11 protein-coding genes are annotated in these 15,169 nt (G+C 42.0%); 7 read left to right on the top strand and 4 right to left on the bottom strand.

All coding sequences use genetic code 11. The features are described from left to right. Window positions 1-63: 63 nt before the first annotated feature. Complete coding sequence (locus tag AB4329_RS09800) at window positions 64-675, top strand: toxin-antitoxin system YwqK family antitoxin (RefSeq protein ID WP_136981705.1); 612 nt, start codon at window positions 64-66, stop codon at window positions 673-675. Window positions 676-1,717: 1,042 nt separating this feature from the next. Then, the gene (locus AB4329_RS09795; protein WP_017069963.1) at window positions 1,718-2,467 is read left to right on the top strand and encodes an oligogalacturonate-specific porin KdgM family protein; all 750 of its coding nucleotides are present in this window, start codon (window positions 1,718-1,720) and stop codon (window positions 2,465-2,467) included. A gap of 134 nt (window positions 2,468-2,601) precedes the next feature. Here AB4329_RS09795 and AB4329_RS09790 read toward each other — a convergent pair whose 3' ends face one another. From AB4329_RS09790 to AB4329_RS09780, 3 genes are all read right to left on the bottom strand, one after another. After that, window positions 2,602-3,318 carry a 3'-5' exonuclease gene (locus AB4329_RS09790; protein WP_017063627.1) on the bottom strand — a complete coding sequence of 239 codons (717 nt, stop codon included), beginning with the start codon at window positions 3,316-3,318 and terminating at the stop codon, window positions 2,602-2,604. Beyond that, window positions 3,318-5,180: a DUF294 nucleotidyltransferase-like domain-containing protein gene (locus tag AB4329_RS09785; protein ID WP_372098158.1), complete on the bottom strand. Its 1,863-nt coding sequence runs from the start codon at window positions 5,178-5,180 to the stop codon at window positions 3,318-3,320. The genes AB4329_RS09790 and AB4329_RS09785 overlap by 1 nt, the downstream gene beginning before the upstream one ends. Before the next feature lie 276 nt (window positions 5,181-5,456). Beyond that, window positions 5,457-6,176, bottom strand: a complete 720-nt coding sequence (locus tag AB4329_RS09780) for a FadR/GntR family transcriptional regulator (protein WP_010438385.1) — start codon at window positions 6,174-6,176, stop codon at window positions 5,457-5,459. A 342-nt stretch (window positions 6,177-6,518) separates the two neighbouring features. Between AB4329_RS09780 and AB4329_RS09775 the strand changes: the two genes are divergently transcribed. The 3 genes from AB4329_RS09775 (at window position 6,519) to AB4329_RS09765 (ending at window position 9,708) form a co-directional block, all read left to right on the top strand. Continuing rightward, window positions 6,519-7,295 (top strand): SDR family NAD(P)-dependent oxidoreductase, encoded by a 777-nt coding sequence (locus tag AB4329_RS09775; protein WP_065584137.1) that lies wholly within the window; start codon window positions 6,519-6,521, stop codon window positions 7,293-7,295. Between the two features lie 174 nt (window positions 7,296-7,469). Further along, window positions 7,470-8,192, top strand: a complete 723-nt coding sequence (locus AB4329_RS09770; RefSeq protein ID WP_017063624.1) for a FadR/GntR family transcriptional regulator — start codon at window positions 7,470-7,472, stop codon at window positions 8,190-8,192. Between the two features lie 148 nt (window positions 8,193-8,340). Next, the gene (locus AB4329_RS09765; protein WP_372138173.1) at window positions 8,341-9,708 is read left to right on the top strand and encodes an MATE family efflux transporter; all 1,368 of its coding nucleotides are present in this window, start codon (window positions 8,341-8,343) and stop codon (window positions 9,706-9,708) included. A gap of 241 nt (window positions 9,709-9,949) precedes the next feature. Here AB4329_RS09765 and AB4329_RS09760 read toward each other — a convergent pair whose 3' ends face one another. Further along, window positions 9,950-10,987, bottom strand: coding sequence for a polysaccharide lyase family 7 protein (locus tag AB4329_RS09760; protein ID WP_017069957.1), 1,038 nt, complete (start codon window positions 10,985-10,987; stop codon window positions 9,950-9,952). A 538-nt stretch (window positions 10,988-11,525) separates the two neighbouring features. Between AB4329_RS09760 and AB4329_RS09755 the strand changes: the two genes are divergently transcribed. Continuing rightward, window positions 11,526-12,386, top strand: a complete 861-nt coding sequence (locus tag AB4329_RS09755; RefSeq protein ID WP_017072468.1) for an oligogalacturonate-specific porin KdgM family protein — start codon at window positions 11,526-11,528, stop codon at window positions 12,384-12,386. 190 nt (window positions 12,387-12,576) lie between these two features. Next, the gene (locus tag AB4329_RS09750) at window positions 12,577-14,403 is read left to right on the top strand and encodes a hypothetical protein (protein WP_102394490.1); all 1,827 of its coding nucleotides are present in this window, start codon (window positions 12,577-12,579) and stop codon (window positions 14,401-14,403) included. Window positions 14,404-15,169 lie beyond the last annotated feature (766 nt).

The following is a 15,169-nucleotide window of genomic DNA, read 5'->3' as shown; positions in this document are numbered from 1 at the left end:
CGGAAGTGAAATGCTTTTAACACACCCGTTACACTTTCCCCGTCCAATAAAAAAGGTGTCATTATGAAGAAATACGTTCCAATCTTAATTGCTCTTAGTACGGTATCTTCTATGAGCTATGCAGCAACACCGCGTGAAGATGCTGTTGACTACTTACAGATGCGTAAAGGCGTGGCTTACCAAGTAAACCATTCAAAACCTTTCACTGGTCAATTTGAAGAGAAGTTCGATAACGGCCAAGTCGCGACCCAAGCTCAGTTTGCCGATGGCTTAGAACTTGGGCTAGAAACTAACTGGTATCCGAATGGCCAAGTCGCTTCTAAAGTGAATTACGTAAAAGGTGAACTGCAAGGCAAAGCTGAAACCTGGTATCCAAACGGACAGAAAAAAGCAGAACTCAATTATAAAGACAATGAACTATCAGGCACCGCCTCTCGCTGGTATCCCAATGGGGAACAAAGCCTGACAGCTGAATACAGCGACGGACAAAAAGATGGATTGGTAACGGACTACTACCCGAACGGTAACAAGGCCAGCCAAGCGAAGTTTGATGAAGGTAAAGTCGCGAACGGAAAACTTACTCGCTGGAATACTAACGGTAACAAGGTTGAAGAACTGACCTTTAAAGACCACAAAGTCACCTCTAAACAGGTGTGGATGCCTACAGAAAGCTAAGCCTCAAGAACAGCTCTCACGGAGCTCTTTGATATAACTAAACGCCTGCTGTTAAAGTTTGCAGCTACACGTCTGCAACTAAGAGACAAGAGAAGAGCAACGAACATTCATGTGATTAAGCGTGAATGTTCGTGGCTTTGATGCTGTAACAGACTCACTTAAGCGTGTTGTCATCAACCTAAAAGCCTATTCTTAAGCCGCGGTTTACACGCTTATTGAGCCGCACACGACTCTCTACTCAAATTTGAAATAAAAAAACGCTCATGTTGCCTGTATCAACATGAGCGCAAGGGTAGATCTTCGACTACCATCTCCTACCTTTCTAGATGAAAGCAGAAGTTATAATTAGAATAGTTGGGAGCAATAATCAAAATGCTTTCGCAAGCACTTCAACGATTTCTTCTTTGTCGCTGATGAGAACAACGGGTAACGATTCGAACCCAGTTCATTCCTATCAAGTTCATACTTATATAGCAGGCAATGTCACTACCTTGCCTACTACATTTCAAACCTTCTCTGATTTAGCTTTAAATCACCTCAAGTAAATGTCTCATGTTCTTAAAGCGGTGGATTTAATCCATTTAGCTTCAAGACCACTCTTACTTATTCGGCTTCACACCGTCTGTTCATGCAATCAACACAGCAAAGTTATGTGTTGCTACAGAAAGTTAGTAAATAATAATGTATTACAAATAAAAATGATATCTAAAGGTTCAATTTTTTGCTGTAGCGCACATTTATTGATGAACAAAACTCTTCAAAACCATTATCAACAGCCAAACAAATCACTAAAAAACATCAACTTAACGAAACAACTCGATTTTGTAACCCTTTGTAAATAGTGGTTTTGTCCTAACAACACGATCAAGTTCACAGATCATCACGCCTCGGATCGCTACCATATTTGTATTATTTAAATGCAAAATAAATTTGAAATAACCAAGAAATAATTTCAAAAACAAAATGCATTTAAGACAAGAACTACTCTATTTGGCTTGTAATTATGGCCAATACTCAACCATATAAATATGGAATTAATACCATGAATAAAACTAAAATCGTGATTGCTGTGGCATCTGTACTCGCTGCTGGCTCTGTATCTGCTGCGTCTTTCGATATGAGACACGAATACAAGAGTCATACAGATCAACACGCTACTCGTGTAAAACTTGGCGATAGCATTGGCAACTTCCTTGTAGATATCGAAGCGAAATTCAAGGGAGAAGACGGTAAATTCATGGAAGATTTGAAGAACAATGGTTGGGAGCTTGGTCTAAACTACCGTCATGTACTAAACGATAACTGGACAATGACTTACGGTATGCCAATTGAAGCTCGTGAATCTGGCGTTACATACAAGCCTCAAGTTCGTGCAACATACAAAGTGGATAGCGTTGATGGCCTAAGCCTAAGTGCTCGTTACCGTTACGATATGAGACAGAACACTAGCAGCTCAGAGTATCAATTCGATGACAATGGTGATGTTATTGTTGATAGTGACGGTGTTCCAATCACGGTTGATAAAAACGTTTCTAATCAACGTCGTCACCGTCTAACGGCAAACGTTAACTACTCAATGGAAAACTGGCGCTTTGGTCTAGAAGGTAACTACTACAAAGCGGATGGCTATGACATCTACGACAACGACGATACCAACTACGAGTTGAACGCAAGCATTCGCCATATTATGGGTCAATGGGCACCATATGTAGAGTTTGGTGATGTGAGCACTTCATCAACTAAAGCGACTCGTGAACTGCGTAGCCGTGTTGGTCTAACTTACAGCTTCTAATCGATAGCTACATGAATAATCTAAGATAATTACTGTCCTAATTTTCTAAGACCTAAACAAAAGCCAGCTTAATCGCTGGCTTTTTTTCCTTTAAAATCAGTAAAATAAGAGCCGCGCACTTGCAGCTCTTTTTCCTAGTGACTAATCCGATAGAGAAAGGCAACGGTCACATTATCGTTAGGCACAACTCGCTTCTGCTGAGCCAAAAACAATTCCGCTGTCGAAACAGCATCGGCTAATGCATTGTGGCTGTTGTACTCAGGAAGCCCGTACCTTTCGCGAGTCCCTGCCAAGGTTAAATCGACCTCTTCATGATTACTGATCGCTTTCTCCATAGATTTTTCAATACACAATGTATCTAACCAAAGCAAAGGCACCGTTCTCAATCCGTAACATCGAAGTAGATATTGACTAATGAACTTCTCTTCTACAACACAAGCGTGCGCAACAATGATTTTACCTTTTGCGGCTTCAAAAAAGGTCAGCATGGCATCATGAATTGACGCGCCCTCTTCCAACATTTGCGGTGTAATGTGATTAATAACCGCGGTTTCTGCGTTGATCTGAGAGTCGTTGTTAAGATAGATGTGTTTGGCAGATGCCAAATCAATTCGCCCCTTAACCACATCAACCCACCCCATCGATAAAATCAGATCTTGTTCACTGTCTAAGCCCGTCGTTTCAAGATCTAACACAATATACTCACTATCTTTAGCCAAATCCGCCATCTCTGGACACGGCTGTTCAACAAGATCGTGTAATGCTTCAGGCAGTTTAACCGTATTTAGGTATTGCTTTCGCTTGCGCTTGACTCGCTCAAGCGGATGAAAATAATTTAACAATGCTCTCATTAGCGCGCTCCAAAACGAATTTTCGCCGCTTCTTGAAGGTCAGCAATGATCCTAAAGGCATCTTTCAAGTGTTTACGCTCAAAGCTACCAAAGCTATCTGGGTTGATGTTGTTGTCAGGCACATCCCCGTTCTTCAGCGCTTCAAGTTGATGGCCAAAACGGAAAGAGAGAATGAACTGGTAAGCACCCAGAATGTTCTTGAATGCATCGTCGCTCAGCATGCCTTTTTCATTGGCAGCAGCGAAACGTTCGTCAGTCGCCGACAAATCGCACTCCACAGCAAGGCCATAAATACGCGCTAAGTCGATAATCAAGTTGATCGCGTACTTCTTCACGTTCAACGTTTTCTTATTCTCACCTGACTTCTCTAGCACTAAGCTATTGAAGATGCCAAGTGGCGGGTTGGTATTGACCGCGTCTTTCACTAGCGTGCTTAAAAACTCACGGTTACCGCGAATATTGCTATGCAGCTCATCGCGCAGAATACCTTCGAACTCACTGTTGCCGTAGATAGTACGAATTTCTAGGAACACACTGATATTAAGCAAGCGTTCGTACTCTGGGTTAGCCACCCACTTCTTGTAGTAGTGCTTCCATACACTGAGTGGCTGACACCATTTTGGCGTCGCAGCCATGAAATTACCTGGACATAATGGGTAGTGACAGCTTGCTAAGCCGTTGGTCACCATCATCGCTAAGTGTTTGAAGTAAATACGGTCACTGTCGGTTGCATCGTCAGCAAGAACAATCGCGCTGTCTTGGTCCGACAACATGTGCACTTCATTACGTGCGTGCGATCCGGCTACGATCCAAGAGAAATCACACGGTGGTGGGCCTAACTTATCAATCGCTATTTGAATCAATCGACGGGTGTAGGCGTCCATAATCATGGTCATTACCTTGCCGACGGTTTCAGGCGCCACTTTACCTTCCACCAGCGCTTCAAAAATAGCTTGTCGCTCTGAGGTGAACGAAGACATGGTTTTCACGCTGCCCGCGTATTTGATTTTCTCGATCAAGAATATCGCTTGAACACGGTGGTTTTGAACCAAATGAGACGTAGTAAGAAGACCAACGACCTTATTCTCTTTCACAACGGGCAAGTTACGGATATTAAATTGCATCATGATAGAGGCCGCATGCAGCACCAGATCATCCGGTTTTACAGTAAGTGGAGAGTGCGTCATTACCTCTGAGATCAGGCTATCAGTACTCACGCCGTGGGCAATCACTCGCTTAGTCATGTCTCGGTCGGTGATCAAACCAACAATGGTTTCACCTTCATAGATCACGGCACACGGTGAGCGTTGATGAAGCATTTCAACCGCAACCGACTGGATGGTTTGCTCAGACTTAACAATTGCCACCTGCCCGCTTGCCACTTCCTCAACTTTACGAATGAACAGGCCTTTCTCTTTATTCGACCAGACCACATCCAGTGCCGACTTCAAGCGAACCTGCGCCTGTGAAGCAAAGTGTTCTGCGCAACTTGGAAAGGCTTTGAAAAGCGTTTGAAGTGCCGAGTGTGGAATCACATAAAGTAAGGTGTTTTCGATTGCGACAGCTCTATAGCCTTTTTCGTCGTTGACTTCAGAATCTAAGAACGTAAAGCCAAACAAATCTTCACTGCCTAGACGGGCACGAAGCACACCGTCCGATTTTCTTTGCTCCATAGATCCTGTTCGAATGATATAGAGCGACTTTTCTTTTCCTGACTCGCATAGATCGACGACATCCCCTTTGGCTAGATAGGTAATCTGAACATTAAAAGCGAGGTCACGAAGCGCTTCTTTAGGGATCTTATCGAAAGGGTCTATCTGACCGATGAACTGAAGAATATTTGGCAATAGAGACTGAGGCATATAATCACACTCGCATTAATTTGATTAGTATTATTATATAACTAACAATGCTGGTTACTAGCGGTTTTAGCAAAACAACGCACATAAGACTAAATATTGGACATCGGTCAAGTTTTCATCAATTTTGGATGTAAAAAAAGCACGTATTAAACGTGCTTTCAATAGATAACTGTCTGTAGTAACAGCAATTTTAGGTTGACTCCACTAGGTATCCAGAGCAACGCTCGATAGAAACGGCTAAGACCTTAGAGTTGAAACCTCACCCAAAACACTAAGCTAGCTTGCTACTGGCAATCTGTGGTTAGTATCTAATAGATGACTTGCAGAAGCTTGGCGTGCTTTATCACTGTTACCCGCCATGATTGCTTCATAAATTTGACGGTGTTCATTAATACACGTACTTCCCTCTTCTGAAGAATGAGAAATAAAGTTAACAAACATTGTCGTTAAGATATTGCCAAATGGAAGGTAAAAGTCATTACCTGTTGCATTGAAGATGAGGCTATGGAATTTCATATCAATATCTAGCCAACTGTCTTGGTTAAACTCTTCAGCACCTGATATTTCTACCATCTGTTGGAAAATGCCCGACAGTTCAATGCGTTGTTCAGCGCTCGCGAACTGAGCAGCCAATGCACATGCTTCTGGTTCAATCGCGCGACGTAAGCCCAAAAACTGATGACAGAATTGGTCTGTATCTGCCAAACCATCCATCCATTCGATCAATTGCGGGTCTAAAAAGTTCCAGAACGCACGGTCAACAACGCGAGTACCGATCTTTGGTCGAGATTCTAGTAGGCCTTTTGAAGTAAGAAGCTTAACCGCTTCTCTTAATGCAGTCCTACTAATTCCAAATTGCTCACACAGAGCCATTTCACCAGGAATGATAGAGCCTTGAGGCAAATTGCCCGACAAAATACCACGTGCGATTTCACGTGCAACTTGCACATGAAGGCTTCGCTTAGAGCCTGAAATCGAATTGAAAGAGCCAGCCATGTGTCTACTTACTTATTAGATATGTATTATTTAACTCGGACTATAGCACTGATTTATATCTGCACCAACTAAGTATAAGAATAACGTGAGGTCACGAATGATATAGGCTAGCGAAGATTTTATGAATATTATAAGTATTTAGTTCATCAAACTAATTAAAAACATTTATTCATACAAATGGTTCTTATTTACACCGTTTTTTGTATGCGCAAACTCACAAAACGACTCTTACTCTCACTATTTATGTCGTTGATGATCAGTTTTGAGATGACTATCCTTGAATACTGCAAGTGTTATTGTATGATTTATTAACGCGAATAATCTACAATAAAGGCGACTGTGATGTTTAACGATTTAAAAGGCAAACGCATTCTAATTACTGGCTCTACTGCAGGTATGGGCTTAGCTACAGCACGTATTTTCGCAAAGTATGGTGCAAAAATTGGTATCAATAGTCGTGCTTCTAGCCCAAAAGTTGATGACGTTCTATCTGAACTTACCGCACTGGGTGGCGATGTTGCCTTTTTTCCTGCAAACCTAATGGACACATTAGAGTGCGAAAGGTTAGTCAAAGAGTTCACTGATCATTTTGGTGGCATGGACGTGTTGATTAACAACGCCGGTGGCCTTGGTGGTCGCGCCAATCTAGAAAATATCGATGATGAGTTTTATGAGCGCGTAATGAACCTTAATGTTCGCTCTGCGCTGATGACAACCAAGTTCTCTATCCCGCACTTACGCGCCTCTGCTGCTGAGTCCGGGCAAACATCTTGTGTGATTAGCACGGGTTCGATTGCCGCTCGTGAAGGTGGTGGTGTGGGTGCTGGTGTATATGCCGCATCGAAAGCTTGGTTACACGATATCCATCGGAACTGGGTAAAAGAATTTGCTAAAGACAATATCCGTTTCAACATAGTTTCACCAGGCACTATCGATACCGCATTTCATGACGGCAAAAGCGATGAGCTAAAGTCGACCATTGCTAGCAATATCCCTATGGGTCGCTTTGGCAGTATTGAAGAAGTAGCACCTACTTTTGCTTTCTTTGCCTCACATGCTTGCAGCGGTTACATCACAGGTCAAATCCTAGATGTTAACGGCGGACAAATAACGCCCTAGTTAGCTGGTTTATATAAGCTCACTCAGCGATTTAAGTTCGCCACACTATATAAGGTTAACAGACCCGAGTAGATGAGGGAAAACCTCACACTAAATTCGACGTATACACTGACACTAAACACCAGATTCGTCTGGCTTTTAGTGTTTTCAAAGTTTCAATTTCAGGTGGTTTAAATGTCAATATTTACATTGGTGGAAGATTCAAGCCGCCGAATTCATGTTCAAGTGGCGAGACAAATTGCTCGCAAGATCTTGTCAGGCGAGTTAGAAGAAAATCAAAAGTTACCCAGCGAAATGGAGCTGTGCGAAATCTTTGGAGTGAGCAGAACTGCCCTTCGAGAATCAACTAAGCTACTTTCGGCAAAAGGTTTAATCGAGTCGAAGCCAAAAGTGGGCACTCGTATCAAACCGAGAACACAGTGGCACTTCTTGGACCCGCAATTGCTGTACTGGATCCAAGATTTAGAAGATACTAAACCCTTCTTGTCTCAATTTTTAGGCTTAAGAAAAGCGATTGACCCGGAAGCGTGTGCGCTCGCTGCAACCAATGCAACTGTAGAGCAACGCAAAGAGCTTTCGATTCTTTTCCAGAAAATGACCATCGCAGCAAATAGCTTCGATTATGAAGAGTGGACGACCAACGATCACCTGTTTCACCAAACAATTTTCTTATCGACAGGTAATCAATTTTACATTCCATTCGCGAACATTCTGTCGACTATCTTCAAGCAGTTTATCGACCACTCCGCTGAAGGCGGTCGCTTCTGTTTAGAAGAACACAAAGCGATTTACGACGCAATAATGTCTGGCGATGCCAAGCAAGCTCGAATTGCTTCTCAAGTCCTGCTAGACGATGAGAACCAAAAGCTCTCTAGGGTTGAATTAGCCATCGCATAACCGAGATTAACCAAACTGACTTGTTTTTCAAAGACACAAGTCAGTCTTGTTTTAGCACCCATTTTTTAACCATCAACTACCGTAGTGTTTTCTTCTTTAAACGCTCTACTCCGCCACCTCAGAGAAAGCTTACGGTTATACACATAAGGTGTTGTTTGTGTCTTCACAATCGTACGTAAGGAAAAATTTCTCTCTCGCCTGGCCCCTCGCCTTAAACGGTATCTTGATGCAGTCGATGTTGATGATCGACACACTGCTTGTCTCTCCTCTTGGTGAAATCCCTTTAGCTGCAATGGGGATTGCGACGACTATCGTTGCCTTTGTACTGGGAATTCAAATGGCGCTGGCAAACGGTACTCAGTTAGTATTAAGCCGCGCAGTGGGCTCTGGCATCGCCGCATCATTATCTAAAGCATTTTGGGCAGGGTTATTTATCAACCTTGGCGTAGCAACACTATTTTGGCTTCTACTTACTTTTTTCGAACAACCCTTGATTCAAGCTTTAACAGATGACGCTTCCCTTCACTTAGAAATCAGCCGCTATCTAGACATCTCGAAATACATCGTTATTTTTACCGCGTTAACGCAGGTGATCATTGCTTTATTTAATGCGCTAGGCAGAACTAAAGTCCCATTCAAAGGTTACTTAATTGAACTGCCTATCAACGCTGTACTTTCTTATGGACTCATTCACGGCTTTTCAAATTTCGAAGGTATTGGTGTTCAAGGCGCCGCGCTAGGCAGTGTTATTGCTATCACCCTTCGCCTTGTGTATCTGGTTCTTTGCGTGTATTTGAGCTCAGCAATTTCACTCAAATTAGACGCCCAGCGCTCTGAATTCTTTACCAACGTTCGCCGTCACTTTATCGAAATATTCCCTGTAGCAGCGAACGTGACCATGCTTTTGATTGGCGCAACGATATATCAATTGTTGTATTCGCAACTTAACATCAACGCTTACGTAGCGATTACTTTGGTGATGCCTTGGATCAGGGCTGTCTCTCAATTTATTACCGCTTGGGCTCACTCTTCCGCGATTACTATCAGCCAAGCGATTGGCTCCAAAAAGATGGATGACCTAGTCAAAAACGTCGATACCAGTATCGATATTGCAGTCGTCATTTCTTTCGTGTGTGCAATCTTGTTCGCAGGATTAAGTCTGGTCATTGGTGACATTTACCCGAACTTGGATGAATCTACCTATCAAGCATTGGCCGTTATCGCCCCACTCTACATATTCTTGCCAATTGTTCGTGGCTACAACACGGTTCATGGGAATGTACTAAGAGCACTAGGAAAAACGACCGCAGTCTTCAAAATCAACTTTACTGGTCAATGGGTAATTTCAATTCCATTGTGTGCATTGATCATCTTTGGTTTAGATGGCTCTATCTTTTGGGCCTTTGCTATCCAACCATTCGAAGAAGTCGTTAAAGCTTTCCCATTCCGTCACTTAGCTCGAAAGTCTCTAAAGGAGTTTGATGCCGACAAAGCTAAAGAGTTGATGTATGACTAAGTCCGGTATCGAGTCGCCGTCCTAAAATCTTTCTACGCTTTCTGATTACAACCTTGTCTTTTGACAAGGTTGTATTGTTTCAGCAGTACCGTTCATTGGTAAGCTTCATTGTACTCTCGCTGATACCCGGCTCATCTTAAATCTCATAGAAAACAAAAAGACCACTCAACATTCGGTTAAGTGGTCTTCGAAAATATTCCTTAAGGACTGCGTCTAGCTAGCCTATTGGTTATGCTATGTGCTATTTACCGTTCAACTTAAGCGCTGAGAAAGTCACACTGTTGTAATCGCCATTCTTTTTATCGATAGCGAAATCGCCAGTACCGCCACAACCAGGTCCCCATACAGGGTGAGAATCGCTCACGCTACATTGGCCGTATGCGCCCGCTTTGTAATAGAAATCATCTTCAGCATAACCCGTTGGTGAATCAAGCTCATCAATACCCTTGCTCAGATCGATTTCATACTTAACCGTATCGTGACGTTCTGTTTCAAACGTTAGGTACATCATGGTGCCTTTCACTTCCACTTTGTAGCTAAACTCTTCACCAAGAGCAATGCCTGCTTCACCCGGTTCCGCTGGGTTTTCCCAAGTGTTACCCCAAACAGGGTAAGCTATATCGGCACGGTTAGGATCTTTTTTCTCTAGGTTACGCTCATAGTTCCAAAATACTGAACCCATTTCTTGGCCAGGAAACTTCTTATAGAAGATCTTTAGTGGTTCATTACCATGCCCGTAACCAGTTCCAGCTTTGATTAACTCATTATGTTTTTTAGCGTGAATCTGACCAACAACCACCGAGTGAGCTGGGTACTTTTCTGGGAACTTAGCGTTAACTGAGACGTGATTAACTTTTAATGTCGCTTCTAATGTTCCGCCAACAGCACTGTATTCACTAGCCGCTGGGTGACTCGACAGTGCCCACTGGTTTCCTTTATCAGCCGTATCGATAGAGAAATCTGCGCCTCTTGGCATTTGTCGTAATTCAGAACGCGCATTCTTCGAGTTTTTCGTCGTAATCGCTTGGTTCTGCACTTCAAATACAAGGTTGCCGTCTTTATCAAGATGGAAGAAATCACTATGTGAGTAGCTCATCATGGCTACCCCTTCTATTTCATCAACACGACCATCTTCATTAATATCTGAAGGTATGGTTATTTTCCAATTATGCATATCGAATTTATCGGCAGGTACGGGGTAAGAAACACCGTTATTTGCGAAAGTAACCATTGGTACAGTCGCTAATAGCGCCACTGCTAATATGTTTTTCTTAAACATGACTCATCCTTTATTGTTAACAGATACCGAGTACACACTCAGTACAGAAACCACTTTTGAACACGAATTAGTACTAAATATTTTCTCTTCGACTTAAATAAGCCAACCGATAAATAGAATTTACATTTAGCCATTTTGTAACTTTTATTAAACATCTGGCTATGGTTTATATTTATGCCTCTCAACATGCTCCCTATGTTTAAGCCACGATGGTTAAAATCATCATTATTAACATATAGAAACACTTAATATTTGTATTATTTTAACACATGCAAAAAAGTGATTTTCTAAGGTTTGTGAATATGAGAAGTACGTCATGATTGATTTAATACACAAGCCCTAAATTGAGATATTCATAACATTTAGCTATATACTTGGGCCATTAGTCAGAACTTTTTGATAGATCTCACAGAAATCTGACTCAATAATAAATACCATATTTGTCATACATTAATTTAATACCATGTAAGGTATTGGTTTGTGAGCCACGGGTACATTGGATGTATCCAGAATTAAAAAATAATAGTGAGACAAAGGTATGAATTCTGTTACAAAAATTGCTGCAGCTGTTGCATGTACTCTTTTAGCGGGCACAGCTACTGGTGCATCTCTTGATTATCGTTACGAGTATCGTGCTGCGACGGATTATACAAAAACAAATGGCGACACGGCTCACGTAGACGCTCGCCATCAACACCGAGTGAAGCTAGGTGAAAGCTTTAAACTGTCAGATAAGTGGAAGCACTCAACGGGCCTTGAAGTTAAATTCCATACTGACGATTCTTACTACGACGCAGATTCTGGCGAAGTTAAATCAGCAAACAGTAGAAGCTTCTATGACGGCAATTGGTATATTTACGGTATGGAAGTAGAAAATACAGCAACTTACAAAGTCGATAACAACTGGTATCTACAAGTTGGTATGCCGATCGCTTGGGACTGGGATGAGCCGAACTACAACGGCGGTGACTGGAAGATGAAAAAAGTCACTTACAAACCTCAATTCCGTGTTGGTTATAATGCGGATATGGGATTAACGACTGCCATTCGTTACCGTCACGAGTATGCTGATTTCCGCAACCATACACAGTTTGGTGATAAGGATTCAGAAACTGGCGAACGTTTAGAATCAGCTCAAAAATCCAAAATAACGCTAACAGGTGCATATAAAATTGAGTCTCTACCGAAGCTTGGTCTTTCTTACGAAGCAAACTATGTAAAATCTTTGGATAACGTACTTCTTTATAATAGTGATGACTGGGAATGGGATGCTGGCTTAAAAGTAAACTACAAGTTCGGTTCTTGGAAACCTTTTGCTGAGATTTGGTCTTCTGATATCAGCTCATCTTCTAAAGATCGCGAAGCAAAATACCGTGTTGGTGTTGCTTACTCATTCTAATTAGAAATAGTCAATTTATAAAATACCCCTCTCCTCTTGCAAATTTTTGGGGCATATTTTAAGCACTTTATTTAAATAATAGGATGTTCTAATTAACGTTAGTTTCATCCTAATAAATATTTAACGACTATTCATTATCTACTTCTTATGTGATTTACATATGGATTTAATATCATAAAGAGAATATTTTATGCAGATTTCTAAAGTCGCTACAGCTGTCGCTCTTTCGACAGGTTTATTATTCGGTTGTAACAGTGATGGTTTACCTATCCCGACCGATGGTTCTACTGATCCAGGTAACCAACCTTCAGCATTAACTACGGGTTACTGGCAAATCAGTGATGGTAACTCCGCTTCAATATCCGCGTCATCAAATGCAGATCTTCCAAATGTGTATGTTTTCCAAGAAGATGGTAATCATAAATACTATGACGACGATGATGACTTAGGTACTTACACGATTAAAGATGCAAGTGCTTCTACTAATAATTATGATGAAGAAGCCGGTACGGTCTCTTTCACATATTATGAAACAGGCACATCAACGATCGAAATTCTAGATGGTGTTTTTTCTTTCGATGACGCTGGTGCTCTGAATATTTCAGATAACACCACTGGCATAGACTACTCTGGTTCAGACCAAACTGCGACTGACGCCGTACAAGAAGCTATCAGTAAAGCCAATGAAGCAAATGGTATCAATGGCTACGTTCAAATCTTGGACACCAACAATGGTGGTGTAAAGAATGATGTGGGTGAACTACGTTTGAAATTGTCTGACAGCAGCACAGGGGCAACAGTAGACAGTATCGCATCAGGAAAGGTAACCGTTGACTTAATCTACCAAGTAGATGAAAACACCGAGCAAGAAGCGAATGGTTCAGGTAACAACGCTTATATTAGTCTCTACGCTTCTGGTACTTCTAACACTAATTTACACGGCGAAGTTATTTTTAATGCTGGAGAAATTTTCTACCGTTCCACGGTTACCGATAGTAGCGGTAAACCTCAAATTCCTGATGAGCCTGTAGGCACTTACACTTTAGGTGAAGATCTCGCGGTTGAAATCAGTTGGGCGAGCGGTTACTACACATTCAAAGTCAATGACACTGTATACGACAATAGCGGCAACGGTTTTGAGGCTTTCGACAAAGCTGCCGTTACTATCGTGTCATTGAAGCTTGGTGATACTTCTAACACAACACACTACGAGTTAAACGCTGACAACTTTAAAGTTTATTCGAATGACACAGCTTCTGATGAGCTAGTGTTTGAAGATAACTTTAACAATTACCCGAATGGCCAAGCGCTATCAGGTAATCCGTACAACAACAATACTGCGGAAGCGACAGTTGTTGTTGATGGCGGCAATACTGAGCCAGAACCTGAACCAGATCCAGATCCAGAGCCCGGCGAAGTAACAGACAACTTCGATTCTTATACTGTAGGTACGCAGATCGATGTGGCTAACCCTGCGTACCAGACAAAAGGTGTTGATGGGGTTTTAAATACAGCAGTGATCAGTAGTGACTTTGCCAAGTCGGGTTCTAACTCTTTACGAATTGAAGATGGTGCGGACTCAACCACTGATAATAACAAAGCTATCGTTGGCCGCGACTTTGCTAATGGCGCAGCAGAAACTGGCTCTGTTTCTACATCTGTATACATCCCTAGCGATGGCTATGTAAAAGCATCATACATTTTCTTAGGTTCTAATAACGATGCATCATCTAGTGGTCGCTTCACTGAAGTTGTATTTACATCTAGTATGATTAAATTCCGCAACGAATCAGGCAGCCAAGTTGACCTTGCTTCATACTCAAAAGACACATGGGTAGATGTGACCATTTCATGGGTAGATACAGACATTACCGTCAATGTTGATGGAACAGACTACACTGGGTTAAAAGCTGAAAGTGCAGGTGGTTCCCCGACCGCTATTGCGCTATACAATGGTGACAATGGTTCAAAAGGGACATACACCTACTTCGACAACCTAGATTCAGACCTATTCTAGTTCTCACTAGAAAGTCTGTTTGACTTGATTGCTAGATAAAACAAATCCCTATCAACGTAATTTGATAGGGATTTTTTATTGTTAGCTCAAGAATAAAAAGCAGACTGGCGATTCAGTTAAGCTCTCTGACTCAGCGGAACTTTGCTTCAGCGTTGAATAAGCACCGATGCTGCTAGTAACGAATGCCCCCTTGCCTCTCTAACTTATTTAACCCTCTCAAAAGCCCTGTATCTATCATAGATAAACAAAACCCCTCAGCTCTGCACTCAACCCACAAATTATTATTCAACATCACCGTACCATACAATCAAGGTATTTACGGCCTGCAAGCAACTAACCCTCAAGCGCATCCCCTTGAGCACTGGATTCGTTTAACCATCGACTTGAACCCGCCTGAGTATTTCATGAAGCATTGGCGCTAATAGAATGATGGCTAACCCTGCCCTTCTAGTTATGAAAGAGTTGAAACACTACTTATTGCTGTTGCTAGGAGTCTTGCTAAACAACCCAAAAGTGGAGGTTTCAAAAACAGTACGGGAGTATTCAGCCGAGTTAATGCTTATTAGTAGACCACGCACAACAATACGTTCATGTGTAGACGTCGCATTAGTACATACCTTGAGAACGAAGTCGAAGTTTTCTAGCTCTGGCGATTCCAAAATAATATTGGCATTGTTTAGCTTTGAATGAGAGCCAATATGACCTGTTGTCAGCTGAGATTAATCATGACTGAGGTTAATGGTGATCGGCGATTGGCGATTGGCGA

The sequence above is a fragment of the Vibrio sp. 10N.261.54.A5 genome, assembly GCF_041471145.1.
Taxonomy (GTDB): Bacteria; Pseudomonadota; Gammaproteobacteria; order Enterobacterales; family Vibrionaceae; genus Vibrio; species Vibrio crassostreae_C.
Note: the sequence above shows the minus strand (reverse complement) of the source record. Positions and strands in the feature narration are given on the sequence as shown.